The organism is Vibrio olivae (genome assembly GCF_042428525.1).
GTDB lineage: Bacteria > Pseudomonadota > Gammaproteobacteria > Enterobacterales > Vibrionaceae > Vibrio > Vibrio olivae.
This window is the reverse complement of record NZ_JBHMEP010000001.1, coordinates 1314159-1329689: the sequence shown is the minus strand read 5'-3', so window position 1 is coordinate 1329689 and position 15531 is coordinate 1314159. Positions and strand designations below refer to the sequence as shown.

Here is a 15531-nt window from a genome sequence, read left to right as displayed (position 1 = left end):
TTAATGACTGAGTAGTTACATTGGATGAAGAATTATCCCATTTCTTGCTACATATTTATGGCAAATTGCTCCAATGATTGCTAATGTGTGCCGCAATCTTTGTAGGGTTTTAGAGTTTTCTGCTTACTTTTTGAGCTAAATAAATCTAAATCACTGACCGTTCTAGTGAACCTGCAAAGAAGTCATGGATGCAAAATTAAAACTCGGAGTTTTACGCATGTATAAAAACAAAATCACCACAGCACTTCTTCTTGGTGCTGGTCTTGCAGTGGCCTCTACGGCTTCTTACGCTGCGAATGTTCCCGCTGGTACTAAATTAGCAAAAGCGCAAGAACTTGTTCGTGGTAACGGTACTGAAGTCGCTTCTATTGATCCTCATAAAACTGAGGGTGTTCCAGAATCAAACGTTATTCGTGATCTGTTAGAAGGTCTGGTTAACCAAGATGCTAACGGTAATACCATTCCAGGTGTTGCTGAAAGCTGGGAAACTAAGGACAACAAATCTTTCATTTTCCATCTTCGTAGCGATGCGAAATGGTCAAATGGCGATCCTGTGACCGCTGAAGATTTCGTTTATAGCTTTAAGCGTGCTGTTGATCCTGCAACGGCTTCTCCATACTCGTGGTATCTTGAAATGACGACGATGGTGAACGCTGCAGATATCATTGCAGGGAAAAAAGACAAAGAGACTCTGGGTGTTAAAGCACTGGACGCTCACACGCTACAAATTGATTTAGAAACAGCCGTACCATACTTCGTTAAGATGATGGGTCACACGACTGTTAAACCTGTTCACAAAGCGACTGTTGAAAAATGGGGCGATGAGTGGACTAAACCTGAGCATTTCGTAGGCAACGGTGCGTTCGTTCTTGATAACTGGGTTGTCAACGAGCGTATGGTTCTTAAACGTAACCCTAATTACTGGGATAACGAGCACACGGTATTGGAGCAGGTGACTTACCTGCCAATCGAAAACCAAGTGTCTGAAATGAACCGTTTCCTATCAGGTGAAATTCAAATCACTAACGAATTACCGCTTGAGCACTTCAAACGTCTGAAAAAAGAGCATCCTGAATCAGTGCAAGTACAGGGTAACCTATGTACTTACTACTACGGCTTCAATAACCGTAAAGCGCCTTTTGATGATGTTCGTGTTCGTAAAGCGCTTTCTTACGCAATTGACCGTGACATCATCACTGGTGCAATTCTAGGTCAAGGTCAAAAACCAGCATACTTCCTAACTCCGGAAATCACAGCTGGATTTAACCCTGAAATGCCTGCATACGGCAAGATGACTCAAAAAGAGCGTATTGCTGAAGCGAAGAAATTGCTAGCGGAAGCAGGTTTTGATAAGTCAAACCCTCTTCACTTCACGTTGCTTTACAACACATCTGAAAACCACAAGAAAATTGCTACGGCAATCCAGTCTATGTGGAAAAAATCACTTGGTGTCGATATCTCTCTTGAAAACCAAGAGTGGAAAACATTCCTAGATACTCGCCGTGATGGTAACTACGATGTGACTCGTGCCGGTTGGTGTGGTGACTACAACGAAGCGTCCACTTTCCTATCGTTGATGCAATCGAACAATGCGTCAAACGACCAGAAGTACCATAGCGCTGAGTATGACGCAGTGATGGAAAAAGCAATGAACTCAACTTCAGATGACGAGCGTTCTGCGCTTTACACTGAAGCTGAAAAACTGCTTGCTCGCGATATGCCTATCGCGCCAGTTTATCAGTACGTTAAGTCTCGCCTAGTTTCACCAACCGTTGGTGGCTATCCTGCGAACAACGCAGAAGATAAGATCTACGCTAAAGATCTTTACATCATCGCGAAATAAGTAATAACCAGCGAAAATAAATATAATATTCAGACACTGCATGTGGCGACACATGCAGCGTCTTTCTACTTTTAAATAATAGTCACAGACTGAAAGAGTGAGTTTATGCTTAAGTTCATAGCAAAACGGATATTTGAAGCGATCCCAACCTTGTTGGTGCTGATTACCATATCCTTCTTTCTTATGCGCTTCGCGCCAGGTAACCCATTTTCAAGTGAGCGACCATTACCTCCAGAAGTAATGGCGAACATTAATGCTAAGTATGGTTTAGATAAACCTGTATCCGAGCAATACATTACGTATCTAACCAATATTTTGCATGGTGATTTTGGACCTTCCTTCAAATACAAAGATTACTCAGTGAACGAGCTCATTTCGAGTGCGCTTCCTGTGTCTGCAAAAGTGGGCTTTGCTGCCTTTATCTTTACCGTCATTATGGGGGTATCTGTGGGCACCATTGCCGCATTGCGGCAAAACACTTGGGTGGATTACACGATAATGTCAACGGCCATGCTTGGGGTGGTCATGCCTTCCTTTGTGTTAGCGCCAGTACTGATCTACATATTCTCAATTAATATGGGGTGGTTCCCAGCAGGGGGCTGGCTTGATGGTTCATTCAAGTACATGGCACTGCCTGTTGTCGCAATGTCTCTGCTTTATGTCGCGACTTTTGCCCGTATTACTCGTGGTTCGATGATTGAAACATTGAACAGTAACTTTATTCGTACGGCTCGTGCTAAAGGTCTTAGCTACCCATATATCGTGGTTAAGCATGCGCTTAAGCCGGCACTACTTCCTGTTGTTTCTTACATGGGCCCAGCGTTCGTCGGTATTATTACTGGCTCGGTTGTGGTTGAAACTATTTTTGGTCTTCCGGGTATCGGTAAGCTGTTTGTCAATGCAGCATTTAACCGTGATTACTCGCTAGTAATGGGCGTGACCATTTTAATTGGTTTCCTCTTCATTCTATTCAATGCCGTTGTCGATATTTTGCTGGCAATGATTGACCCAAAAATTCGCTACTAACAGGAAGTCGGTTATGTTGACGAAAAAAGAAAACTTGGACGCGGTTGAAAAGTTCTCAGAAAACCTTGAGATAGAAGGCCGCAGCCTATGGCAAGACGCTCGTATTCGCTTTATGCGTAACAAAGCGGCAATGGCGAGTCTCGCTATTCTATTTATTATGACAATGGCGGTCATCTTCCTGCCAATGTTATCTCAATACACTTATGACGATACTGACTGGTATGCGATGCATGTAGCGCCGTCGATGGAGCACTTGTTTGGTACTGACGCACTAGGTCGAGACCTGTTTGTTCGTACGCTGGTGGGCGGTCGTATTTCCTTGATGGTGGGTGTCATGGGCGCGCTGGTTGCGGTGCTTATTGGAACCCTTTATGGTGCGGCCTCTGGCTTTATTGGTGGTCGTACTGACCGTATCATGATGCGCATATTAGAAATTTTATATGCGGTACCATTCATGTTCCTCGTGATTGTACTGGTCACGTTTTTTGGACGTAATATCTTCCTTATTTTTGTGGCGATCGGCGCGATTGCATGGCTCGATATGGCGCGAATCGTTCGTGGTCAAACTCTAAGCTTGCGTAGCAAAGAATTTATCGAAGCCGCCCACGTTTGTGGTGTCAGCCAATGGAATATCATTACAAAACATATTGTTCCAAACGTGCTTGGTATTGTGGCAGTGTACTCTACGCTGTTGATTCCAAGCATGATTCTAACGGAATCATTCCTTTCATTCCTAGGTCTTGGTGTTCAAGAGCCGATGACAAGTTGGGGCGCACTTCTGCAAGAAGGTTCTCAAACAATGGAAGTGGCGATTTGGCAGCTAACTTTCCCTGCTGCATTTATGGTCGTGACTCTATTCTGCTTCAACTACGTTGGTGATGGTCTGCGTGACGCACTCGATCCAAAAGACCGATAAATAAAAACAGCAAGATTAAGGAAGCAATGATGAGTTTATTAGATGTCAAAGATTTGCGGGTCGAATTCACCACACAAGATGGAATTGTCACCGCAGTAAACGATTTGAACTTCTCGCTAAACCAAGGTGAAACCTTAGGTATTGTTGGTGAGTCAGGTTCAGGTAAGTCTCAAACCGTATTTGCGATTATGGGGCTATTGGCGAAAAACGGGATTATTTCTGGTAGCGCCAAATTTGAAGGCAAGGAAATTCTTAACCTGCCTGAGAAAGCATTGAATAAAGTACGTGCAGAGCAAATCGCGATGATCTTCCAAGATCCTATGACGTCACTGAATCCTTACATGAAGGTGAGTGACCAATTGATGGAAGTATTGATGCTGCATAAAGGCGTCAGCAAAGCGGAAGCGTTTGAAGAATCAGTACGCATGCTTGAAGCGGTTAAAATTCCCGAAGCTCGTAAACGTATTACGATGTACCCACATGAGTTTTCAGGCGGTATGCGCCAGCGTGTAATGATTGCGATGGCGTTATTGTGCCGTCCCAAACTGCTGATTGCTGATGAACCGACAACCGCGCTCGATGTGACGGTTCAAGCACAGATTATGGATTTGCTTAATGAACTGAAAGACGAGTTCAATACCGCTATTATCATGATCACTCACGACTTAGGTGTGGTGGCAGGCTCATGCGACAAAGTGCTGGTAATGTATGCAGGCCGTACGATGGAATACGGTACGGTTGATGATATTTTCTATAACCCAAGCCACCCTTATGCGGAAGGTCTTCTCAAGGCGATTCCTCGTCTTGATACCGAAGGGGATATCTTGCCAACCATTCCAGGTAACCCACCGAACTTATTGCGTTTACCAACAGGGTGCCCTTACCAAGAACGTTGCCATCGAGTTATGGACCGTTGTAAGCGCGAAACGCCGATTTTGACTCCATTTGAAAATGGCCGTCAACGTGCATGTTTTTCTGATTGGGAGACTTGGAACAAATGAGTACAGATAAAAAAGTCTTGCTAGACGTTAAAGATCTTAAAGTTCATTTTAGTATTGCGTCTAAGTCTGCTTGGCCTTTCTCAAAGCCGTCTAAATTGAAAGCGGTTGATGGCGTAGACATTCGCCTTTTTGAAGGTGAAACGCTCGGCGTAGTGGGTGAGTCAGGTTGTGGTAAATCGACATTCGCTCGCGCTATCATTGGCCTGGTTGAAGCGACTGATGGTGAAGTGGTTTGGCTTGGCCAAGACGTCACTAAAATGCGTGATGTTCAGCGCCGTGAAACACGTAAAGATATGCAGATGATTTTCCAAGATCCTCTCGCTTCTCTGAACCCGCGTATGACGATTGGTGATATTATCGCTGAACCGTTAAAGACTTTTTACCCAGAATTGTCGAAAACGGAAGTCAAAGACCGTGTTAAAGAGATGATGGCGAAAGTCGGCCTGTTACCTAACGTGATTAACCGCTATCCGCATGAATTCTCGGGTGGTCAATGTCAGCGTATCGGTATTGCGCGAGCATTGATTCTTAATCCAAAGATGATCATCTGTGATGAACCCGTATCGGCACTTGATGTGTCGATTCAGGCTCAGGTGGTTAACTTATTGAAAGAGATTCAACAAGAGCTTGGGTTATCTTTGGTGTTTATTGCGCATGACTTGTCGGTCGTCAAACATATCTCTGATCGTGTATTGGTGATGTATCTCGGTAATGCGGTTGAGATGGGAGAAGCAGAGGAACTGTTTGCGGATCCAAAACATCCCTATACTCGCGCTTTGATGTCAGCGGTTCCAATTCCCGATCCGAAAATTGAACGCGGTAAACAAATTGAGATGTTGGAAGGTGACTTACCATCACCAATTAATCCACCATCGGGTTGTGTATTTAGAACTCGCTGTCCGCAAGCGACAGCAGAGTGTGCGCAGCAGCGTCCAACCATTAAAGGTACTGATGTTCATTCAGTATCCTGTTTACACGTTGAAGTGTAAAACGTCATTCAGCCTGTGACGGGCTTAAGCGCGGTATCCTTTGGAACCGCGCTTTTTTTATGCTGTAAGTTCATGAAATATAAAGTAACACCTATACTTTTACCGATTGTTGTACTTTAGTTAACTGAATCACAAGATTCACGATTATTGGTACAGAAAGGAATTAGAGAAGATGGGAGTTCACTCACCGCTTAGGCAAACCTTTAACGCGTTAGCATTTTTTATGCTGATTCTTTTGTGTTTTAACGTGTGGGTTCCTCGCTCCAACCTCGTTTTACTTTATGACATTAAACGATTTTATGTTATCGGTTTGCTCGCTGTCTTAGCGTTGATTCTCATAGTCTCGTTTCGAGAAAGACATGCACTCATGACGTGTTTTTTTAGCCTTTCTAGCCCCGTAAAGCTTACTCTGATGGGGGTTTGCTTATTTTCACTGATTCCAACTTTATTGGCTCAATATCCGGTAAGCGCTTGGACGCAATGGCTTTATTTACTGGGGCTTATCGTATTAATCGGCTATTTTTCTCTTTATCTATCAACGGAACCGCCTTTTTTCTTTCGTCTGATTATTATTTTGAATGGGCTGCTTTTTTTAAGCGTTGCGGTCGGTTTTTTTTACCGTTTGTCACTTTCATTACCCGTCGATAAGAATACCTTTGTTGGTTTCTCAAACCCTAGGTTTATCAGCCAGGTGCAAGTTTGGCTATACATGCCACTTGCATACTTAATACTGACTTACTGGCCGCGCCATCGTCGTGGTGGTTACGGGTTATTTTTCGTGTTGGCCGTCAGCTTCTCTTTGTGTTTCACCTTAGATGCGAGAGGCGCATTGCTGGCTGTTAATTTTGGTTTCCTATGTATGACAATTGTTGACCGAGCACATCGTAAGCAATGGTTTAAAATGTGGTTTACTGGGTTAACTGCGGGCCTAGCGATTTCATTGGCGTTTTTTAACCCGCTACCTTCCTATATTTTGGATATTCCTTATGAGGACCTGCAGGTTAGAACGTCGAGTTCTGGACGTATTGCGTTGTGGTTAGAGTCTTTAGAGAGCTTGTCATTTTGGGGAAAAGGCGGCGGCTTTTTTGTTTGTCAGCCGTTTGATTTTGGTCGTCCCCATAATGCGGTATTAAACATATGGATCCATTGGGGGGTGTTATCGCTGCTATCATGCTTTGCGTTGGTGTGGTTGTTGATTAAAAAAATTTGGTGTTGTCGTTCAGTACGAACCAAAGCGCTAGGTGTCAATTTGCTTGTCGGGCTTTCATACAGTTTAGTGTCGGGAGTATTAGATTCTGCGTTAAGCCAGTTTACCGCTGTCCTTTCTACGGCTATGTTTTGGGCAAGCCTTTCCCGGTCAGAATATCAAAGCTCCCGGTTTCGCGCCGCGCGACATAGCGTATTAATGGTGGTTATGCTGCTCGTTTTGGTGGCGGTTAGTTACCGAGCATATTTAAGAATAGAGCAGTATCCGATTGAGGTTTCAAATGACCAGATTAAAGAGTTGCGTTTTAAAACCCAATTTTGGGGAGGGTACAATTGTATCGAGTCGCCGAATCAGCCTTAGTCGCTTCCATTTTCTTTACCTTCAAGTTTTTTGAATGACTAGACCAAATTGTTCCGGTGTTGTCATCAAAGGGGAGTTTTACAATGATTTATCAATAAATAGTAAGCAATTTACGGGTAGGTGAAGTATGGGTAAATTAGTTGAAGGAGTATGGCACGACGTTTGGTACGATACGAAGTCCAGTGGTGGTAAGTTCGTGCGTGAAGACGCCGGATTTCGTGATTGGGTAAAAAATAGCCCTGACGCAACATTTCAACCGGAGTCTGGCCGTTATCACCTTTATGTCTCCCTTGCGTGCCCTTGGGCGCATCGAACCCTGATTTTCCGCAAGCTCAAAGGCTTAGAGTCACACATTGATGTAACGGTTGTCTGCCCTGATATGTTAAGTGAAGGTTGGACGATGGGGCTACCAGAGCCTTTATTTGGCCACACGAAAATGCACCAGATTTACACGCAAGCCAAGCCTGATTACAGCGGTCGAGTGACTGTGCCAGTGCTTTGGGATAAGAAGACCAACACGATTGTGAGCAATGAGTCGTCTGAAATCATTCGCATGTTTAACTCAGAATTTAATGAGCTCACCGGTAATACGGAAGACTACTATCCAGAAGCATTGCGTCCGGTCATTGATCACTGGAATGAATACATCTACCCCAATATTAACAACGGGGTGTACCGCTGTGGATTTGCCACGACACAGGATGCCTATGAAGAAGCCTACGATAGCCTGTTTGAGGCGTTAGATAAGGTAGAGGCGCATTTGGCAACGCATCGTTATCTCGCGGGAACACAGGTCACTGAAGCCGATTGGCGTCTCTTTACAACGCTTGTTCGTTTTGACCCAGTATATGTGGGGCACTTTAAGTGCAACAAGAAGCGCATTGCTGACTACCCAAACCTCAACGGGTATCTAAAAGAGCTGTATCAGTGGCAAGGGGTTGAAGAAACCGTTGATTTTTACCACATCAAACGTCACTACTATTTCAGCCATACCGGAATTAACCCAACGCAAGTTGTGCCTAAAGGCCCTGCGTTGGATTTAATGAGCCCACATGGGCGTGATGAGATTACCGCTTAATCAAAGAGCCGCAAAAGCGGCTCTTTTTTGTTTAGTTAGCGGACCAAGAATAGGTCGTGGTAAAGAAATACAGTGCCGGATTATGGTAGTGGCCGTTTAACGATTCCGTGAGGTCACTTACTTCCGATGAGTCGATGAATACGCCAGTAAAAGCAAATCCAAGCGTGCGGCCGCCGCTCAGCGCATAGTCGATACCTGTCCCGATGCGGATAGCGCCGCCAGTTGGGATGGTGACGTCTCCGTTGTATTGATGTTTAAACATGCTGGTATCGTAGGCTACCCCTGCATTCCACTTAATGTTTGGATTGACGGTAAATTGTGTGCCAAAAGCAATTTGGTAGGTATCTTGAAATTTATCATTTGAAGAATAATCACTCCAATCCTGCCAGTTTAAGTTACCCATGATCGCCAATTGGTCGTTAATTCGGTGATAGGCACTAAAGGCAATTTGTTGTGGGCTGATTGCGCCGCTGGTGGTACTGAAATCAAGATCAAGAGGGGCAATATTGCCCGATAGCTTAAAATCAAATTCAGCTTTTGATGTATAGGCAAGGCCTAGGCGCGTATTACTGCTTGGTTCATATAATACGCCGAGTTTCGCGTTGTAGACGACGTCAGTATCATCGACATCTGAGCTCAGAATTGGGCCTTTTGCTTCAAAGGTACCGTAGTGAAGTCCCAGTCCTGCTCCTAATGACCATTGTTCATTTAGGCGATAAGAAGCCGAAGGTTGAAGCACAACACTCTGTGTTTTACCTTCTGAAATCGGGAAATTATCATATTCCAATCCCATTCCATAGTTGCCGTACAAGCCGACACCTAGAGTCAGTTGTTCATCAATCTGCTGACTATAAAACGCTGAGCCCATTGGCACAAAACCAATCACATTTCCTGCATCACGACCACTATTCATTTCATAGGTTGCATCACCATATAAACCTTGTAGTCCGCCAGTAAAGGAGCGCCCTTTAAGATGGCTCAGCCCGGCAGGGTTGGTTGCTAGTACTGAGGCATCCTGAGCTCGGGCAGCATTGCCTGCTGAGGCAAAGCCAACATCACTGTTGGCCAGTTCATAAAGATAGAGGCCTGCTGCTTGAGCTGATGAACATAAAATCACTGACGAGGATAGGGTTGCTTTGATAATTTTATTCATTGTTATGCGCTTCTGTTAGAGAAAGGACCGAATTTTAAGAAACTCCTGAGCAGAAAATTTTGACTAAGAACAGGTTGTAATCTCTTGTTATGTAGGAGAAATCTGCAAATTGTTCAGAGTTGTCATTTCTAACTCTTTGTTTCTTTAACAACTATAGAGTGGATTGTGTGAGTCACGCTGGAGATACAGGAAAAATCATTCGATCTATTGAGGATATTTTTGCGTGAGTAACCCCCTCGAAGGAGTTTTGTGTTCCGCGCTTAGAACCAATGGAAGGGGAATAAAAAAAGCCACTGTAATGACAGTGGCTTGATAATGACAACTGGCGTTGACGCTTATTTGTTTTCGGCTTGGGCCGCTTGAATCGCGGTCAATGCGATAGTGTAAACAATATCGTCAACCAATGCGCCGCGAGACAAGTCGTTGACTGGCTTACGCATACCTTGCAACATTGGACCAATTGACACAAGATCCGCACTACGTTGTACCGCTTTGTACGTTGTGTTACCTGTGTTGAGGTCAGGGAATACAAATACAGTCGCTTTACCCGCAACTGGAGAGTTTGGCGCTTTAGATTTAGCAACGTTCTCCATGATTGCCGCATCGTACTGAAGTGGGCCGTCAATGATAAGATCCGGACGTTTTTCTTGAGCGATACGTGTTGCTTCACGTACTTTATCTACGTCAGCACCTTTACCCGATTCGCCGGTTGAGTAAGAAATCATGGCAACACGTGGATCGATACCGAATGCCGCTGCAGATTCTGCAGATTGAATCGCGATTTCCGCCAATTGCTCTGCGTTTGGATCTGGGTTGATCGCACAGTCACCGTATACCAATACTTGGTCAGGGAGCAGCATGAAGAAAATCGAAGAAACGATTGACGTATTCGGAGCGGTTTTGATGATCTGGAATGGAGGTACGATAGTATTTGCCGTGGTATGAACCGCGCCAGACACCAGACCGTCAACTTCATTCGCTTCTAGCATCATTGTGCCAAGGAATACTGAATCTTCCAGTTTTTCACGAGCAACAACTTCAGTCATGCCTTTCGCACCGCGAAGTTCAACCAAGCGTGGAACGTATTGTTCACGTACAGCTGCTGAATCGATGATTTCAATGCCAGCGCCGAGGGTAACGCCTTGTTGCTCAGCAACACGCTTAATTTCGGCAGGGTTACCGAGAAGCACACAAGTCGCGATACCGCGCTCGGCACAGATAGCCGCCGCTTTCACTGTACGTGGCTCATCACCTTCAGGAAGAATGATGCGTTTGCCTGCTTTACGTGCAAATTCAGTTAATTGGTAACGGAACGCTGGTGGGCTCAGGCGACGAGATTTTTCAAAGCCTTCAGTCAGAGAGTCAATCCAGTTACCGTCAATATGACTTGCAACGTGCTCGTTAACGAATTCAATACGTTCTTTATCGTTCGCAGGAACTTCTAGGCTAAAGCTTTGCAAGTTCAAAGACGTTTGCCAAGTATTGCCTTGCGCTTTGAAAATTGGCAAGCCAGATTCAAATGCCGGTTTACAAAGATCAACGATCTCTTTTGGCATATCGTAACCACCTGTCAGAAGGATGGCACCGATTTCTACACCGTTCATTGAAGCAAGTGCTGCCGCAACAATCACGTCAGGGCGGTCAGCTGAAGTCACCAGCAGTGAACCTGGTTTGAAGTGTTCAATCATGTGCGGTAGAGAACGAGCACAGAAAGTGATGCTCTTAATACGACGCGTATTGATATCACCTTGGTTAACCACTTCAGCGTTTAAATGCTTGGCCATGTCAATAGCACGAGTCGCAATGAGGTCAATACTCCACGGCACACAACCTAGAACGCGAATTGGACTTGAATTAAAGATTTGCATCACTTCAAGCTGGTTTTGAGTTGCGCTGTCGGCATCATCAAAGATTTCAGATAAGTCAGGGCGGGTGCGTCCTGCATCATCGACTGGCGCGTTCAGTTTGTTGATGATGACACCTGAAATATTTTTATTCTTGGTGCCGCCATAGTTTGAACAAGCGACTTCAATACGCTCTTTAAGCTGTGAAGGGTTGTCAGTACCTGGGGTTGCAACCAATACAATTTCAGCGCCAAGTGTTGCGGCAATTTCTGCGTTTACACTGTTTGCGAAAGGATGTTTACGAGTAGGAACCAAACCTTCAATCAAGGTGACTTCAGATTCTTGGTTGATCTGGTTGTAACGCTCAACAACGGTTTCCAAAAGCTCGTCCATCTTGTCGCTGCTGATAAGGTTATCAACCACAGACATTGGCATTGGCTCGCCAATTTTGATGGTGCTGTTTGCTGCAACGATCGTAGATGTTAGATCGGGTTGATCACCACCGCTACGAGGTTGAGAAACAGGTTTGTAGAAAGAGACTTTAACGCCTTTGCGCTCCATCGCGCGAAGAACACCCATACTGACACTAGTAAGACCAACACCAGCGCTAGTAGGGATAAGCATAATAGTACGGGACATTAGCAGAGTACCTTTAACTATTGAATTAAAGCTCAACTTCTTATTCCTGGGCTTCAGTGGAATAGAAAATGAGCCCTGAAGTTTTTTCTAAGATTAGAAAGAAAACTGGCTAGCCGATGGCTAGCCAGTAAAGTCATTAAAGACCAGCTAGGCTTGCTGTATCTTCGGCAATGACGAGTTCTTCGTTAGTAGACACGACCATTGCAGGAATGCGGCTGTTAGCCGTAGTAATTGTACCTTCACCACCAAAGCGTGCTTTAAGGTTGGCTTCGCCATCCACTTCGATACCAAAGATACCAAGACGGTTAAGAACCATCTCACGAATTGGTGCTGAGTTTTCACCAATACCGCCAGTAAAGACGATCGCATCTAAGCGGCCTTCTAGAGACGCCGTGTAGCCAGCTACATATTTTGCTAAGCGGTGGCAGAATACGTCCATTGCACGAGTTGCTTCTTCTTTTTCGCCATAGTTGTCTTCAACAAAACGACAGTCTGAAGTCACTTCAGTTAATCCTTGCAGACCAGATTCTTTGGTCAACATGGTGTTGATTTCTGCAACCGAGTAACCTAGTGCGTCATGAAGGTGGAAAACGATAGCTGGGTCAATATCACCACAACGGGTACCCATCACCAAGCCTTCGAGCGGTGTTAGGCCCATAGAAGTATCAACCGATTGACCATTTTTCACTGCACACACTGATGCGCCGTTACCTAGGTGACAGTTGATGATGTTGACTTCTTCAACTGGCTTATCAAGCAGTTTGGCGATTTCGCGGGTGATGAATAGGTGAGAAGTACCGTGCATGCCGTAGCGACGAATACCATGCTCTTTATACAGCTTGTAAGGTAGCGCGTATAAGTATGACTCTTCAGGCATCGTTTGGTGGAAAGCCGTATCAAACACAGCAACGTTTTTCAGTGCAGGGAATGATTTTTGAGCAGCTTTGATACCGATGATGTGCGCTGGGTTATGAAGAGGCGCGAGTGTTGCACAATCTTCAATACCTTTAATAACGTCATCAGTGATCAGTGCTGATTTAGTGAATTTCTCACCACCGTGAACGACACGGTGACCGATAGCTTTTAATTGCTCTGCCAGCTCAGGCTTAGAAGCAAGAATAGTTTTAACGATGAAAGAAAGTGCTTCATCGTGTGCAGCACCATCACCAAGCTGTGCTTCGTGTTTGCCGTCCAGTTTCCACTTAATGCGTGCTTCTGGAAGGTGTAGACATTCGGCAAGTCCGGTGAGATGCTCTTCGCCGTTGTCAGCATCTACAATCGCGAACTTGAGTGATGAACTACCGCAGTTTAAAACTAAAACTAGCTTAGACATGTGTTACTACCTGTTATTCGTCTGATAAAAATCAGTAAGTATTAAAAATCTTCACAAGAATATAGCCGAACTCACTAAGAGTGCGAACTTATCTTGGTCAATAAACTTGCCATTTCCGTTTGTTGAGACGTTGCTTTACCATCAAGGCAACTTGTGCAATCCTTGCAAAATTCCTATCAAAGTTGCCTATTTTGTAAATAACGGCAACAATGGTATTGAGGGTTCGCAAAGGATAGCGATAATCAGCAAATATAACAAAAAAAATTTGAAATTATATTAACTTTTATCAAGTTTTTACGCTTTAAGTTGAAAGATTAAACTAAATTTTAGCGGTCGAGGCGTAACGCTGGAGTAAGGGGATACCATGAGTAATAAAGTTGGATTAGTGCATAATCTAAGAGATGGACAGAAGTACATGGATATCTGGCCGATGCGTAAAGAGCTCACGCCTATTTTTCCTGAGCAACGCATCATTAAAGCAACCCGTTTTGCCACTAAATCAATGCCCGCCATTGCAGCAATTAGTGTTCTGACACAGATGGTGTTCAATAACTATCAATCGATGCCGCAAACAGTGGTGATTGCGTTATTTGCTATTAGCTTACCGATTCAAGGGTTTTGGTGGCTTGGTAATCGCGCCAACACGCAGTTACCGCCGTCTCTTGCGGGATGGTATCGTGAGTTACATCAAAAGATTGTTGAAAGTGGTGGGGCTCTAGAGCCGATTAAAAGCAAGCCTCGCTACAAAGAACTGGCCAAAGTGCTCAACCGCGCGTTTCGCCAATTGGACAAGTCGGCTCTTGATCGCTGGTTTTAGAAAGTGTCTAAGTTAGATATTGAAAAAAAAAGCTCCCCTTGTCCTTGCTGGGAGCTTTTTTATTTGATCGAGTAAAGGGTTAATCAGAAACGGCCATTGCGTGTTTAGGAGCAACATATTCAAGGTCAAATGCTTGAGCGACTTCTTTACATGTGACTTTGCCATCAATGACATTCAGTCCTTTCAACAGCCCCTCATCTTGAAGTAGGGCGTTTTTATAGCCATGGTTCGCGAGCTTAACAATATAAGGTAAGGTGGCATTGTTTAATGCAAAAGTGGACGTTCGCGCTACCGCCCCTGGCATATTGGCAACACAGTAATGCACCACATCATCGACAATATAAGTTGGGTCGGCGTGAGTCGTCGCGTGAGAGGTTTCAAAACAGCCCCCTTGGTCAATGGCGACATCGACAACAGCAGAACCTGGTTTCATGTTTGCGATGTGCTGCTTAGTGACTAATTTAGGGGCGGCAGCGCCCGGAATCAGAACCGCACCAATGACTAAATCCGCTTCGGTGACATGCTTTTCAACGGCATCCTCAGTCGAATAGACAACTTTGGCACGACCTTGAAACTCTTCATCTAGTTTACGAAGTGTATCGACGTTACGATCCAAAATAGTGACATCGGCTCTTAAGCCAACCGCCATCCGCGCTGCATTGGCGCCCACAACACCGCCTCCGATAATGACAACTTTAGCAGGCTCAACCCCTGGTACACCGCCGATCAACAGCCCTTGGCCACCATGTGATTTCTCCAAAGTTTGTGCACCTGCTTGAATAGACATTCGACCCGCAACCTCAGACATTGGTGCTAATAGTGGCAAGCGACCCATATTATCTGTTACAGTCTCATAGGCGATGCAGACAGCTTTGCTCTTGATTAGCTCCTCAGTTTGTGGAAAATCTGGTGCTAAGTGCAAATACGTAAATAAAATTTGCCCTTCTTTGAGCATGGCGCGTTCAGTAGCCTGAGGTTCTTTGACCTTCACAATCATATCTGCTTTCGTAAAAACGTCAGCAGCAGTAGGAAGAATGGATGCCCCTACAGCGATGTAATCATCGTCTGAAAAACCGATGCCCACACCGGCATTAGTTTCTACAAAAATTTGGTGACCATGCGAAATAAGTTCGCGAACGCTAGCTGGGATCATTCCCACACGGTATTCGTGGTTTTTGATTTCCTTTGGAACGCCAATGATCATCCTGACTCCTTATTTTTATTTGGTTGTATTAACTATGTTTTGGGTGTTGATATCGAATTTAAATCTAGTATAGGATTAAGTTTGAGAAATTTGATGCTGAATATTGAATAGTTGTAGTATA

The 15531-nt window shown here is 44.6% G+C and carries 12 protein-coding genes; 8 read left to right on the top strand and 4 right to left on the bottom strand.

Features of this window, described 5'->3' with window-relative positions; translation table 11 throughout:
- Positions 1-217 precede the first annotated feature (217 nt).
- The 7 genes from ACFFUV_RS06075 to ACFFUV_RS06045 all read left to right on the top strand — a co-directional run bounded on the left by ACFFUV_RS06075 (position 218) and on the right by ACFFUV_RS06045 (position 8420).
- Positions 218-1843, top strand: a complete 1626-nt coding sequence (locus ACFFUV_RS06075; RefSeq protein ID WP_390190491.1) for an ABC transporter substrate-binding protein — start codon at positions 218-220, stop codon at positions 1841-1843.
- Positions 1844-1948: 105 nt separating this feature from the next.
- The gene (gene oppB, locus ACFFUV_RS06070; protein WP_390190490.1) at positions 1949-2869 is read left to right on the top strand and encodes an oligopeptide ABC transporter permease OppB; all 921 of its coding nucleotides are present in this window, start codon (positions 1949-1951) and stop codon (positions 2867-2869) included.
- A 13-nt stretch (positions 2870-2882) separates the two neighbouring features.
- Positions 2883-3785: an oligopeptide ABC transporter permease OppC gene (oppC, locus tag ACFFUV_RS06065; protein WP_390190488.1), complete on the top strand. Its 903-nt coding sequence runs from the start codon at positions 2883-2885 to the stop codon at positions 3783-3785.
- 29 nt (positions 3786-3814) lie between these two features.
- Positions 3815-4786, top strand: a complete 972-nt coding sequence (locus ACFFUV_RS06060; protein ID WP_390190486.1) for an ABC transporter ATP-binding protein — start codon at positions 3815-3817, stop codon at positions 4784-4786.
- Positions 4783-5775 carry a murein tripeptide/oligopeptide ABC transporter ATP binding protein OppF gene (gene oppF / locus ACFFUV_RS06055; protein ID WP_390190485.1) on the top strand — a complete coding sequence of 331 codons (993 nt, stop codon included), beginning with the start codon at positions 4783-4785 and terminating at the stop codon, positions 5773-5775. The genes ACFFUV_RS06060 and oppF overlap by 4 nt, the downstream gene beginning before the upstream one ends.
- 367 nt (positions 5776-6142) lie before the next feature.
- Positions 6143-7342, top strand: a complete 1200-nt coding sequence (locus tag ACFFUV_RS06050; RefSeq protein ID WP_390190484.1) for an O-antigen ligase family protein — start codon at positions 6143-6145, stop codon at positions 7340-7342.
- A gap of 127 nt (positions 7343-7469) precedes the next feature.
- Complete coding sequence (locus ACFFUV_RS06045) at positions 7470-8420, top strand: glutathione S-transferase family protein (protein ID WP_390190482.1); 951 nt, start codon at positions 7470-7472, stop codon at positions 8418-8420.
- A gap of 31 nt (positions 8421-8451) precedes the next feature.
- Here the strand turns inward: ACFFUV_RS06045 and ACFFUV_RS06040 are convergent, their stop codons facing one another.
- The 3 genes from ACFFUV_RS06040 to ACFFUV_RS06030 all read right to left on the bottom strand — a co-directional run bounded on the left by ACFFUV_RS06040 (position 8452) and on the right by ACFFUV_RS06030 (position 13389).
- Positions 8452-9573 carry an OmpP1/FadL family transporter gene (locus ACFFUV_RS06040; RefSeq protein WP_390190481.1) on the bottom strand — a complete coding sequence of 374 codons (1122 nt, stop codon included), beginning with the start codon at positions 9571-9573 and terminating at the stop codon, positions 8452-8454.
- A gap of 335 nt (positions 9574-9908) precedes the next feature.
- Entirely contained in the window at positions 9909-12056 is a 2148-nt protein-coding gene (gene pta, locus ACFFUV_RS06035; protein ID WP_390190480.1) for a phosphate acetyltransferase, read from the bottom strand.
- Between the two features lie 136 nt (positions 12057-12192).
- Entirely contained in the window at positions 12193-13389 is a 1197-nt protein-coding gene (locus ACFFUV_RS06030) for an acetate kinase (protein ID WP_390190478.1), read from the bottom strand.
- Between the two features lie 364 nt (positions 13390-13753).
- Between ACFFUV_RS06030 and yfbV the strand changes: the two genes are divergently transcribed.
- Entirely contained in the window at positions 13754-14206 is a 453-nt protein-coding gene (gene yfbV, locus ACFFUV_RS06025) for a terminus macrodomain insulation protein YfbV (RefSeq protein WP_390190477.1), read from the top strand.
- 79 nt (positions 14207-14285) lie between these two features.
- Here the strand turns inward: yfbV and ald are convergent, their stop codons facing one another.
- Positions 14286-15410, bottom strand: a complete 1125-nt coding sequence (ald, locus tag ACFFUV_RS06020; protein WP_390190476.1) for an alanine dehydrogenase — start codon at positions 15408-15410, stop codon at positions 14286-14288.
- Positions 15411-15531 lie beyond the last annotated feature (121 nt).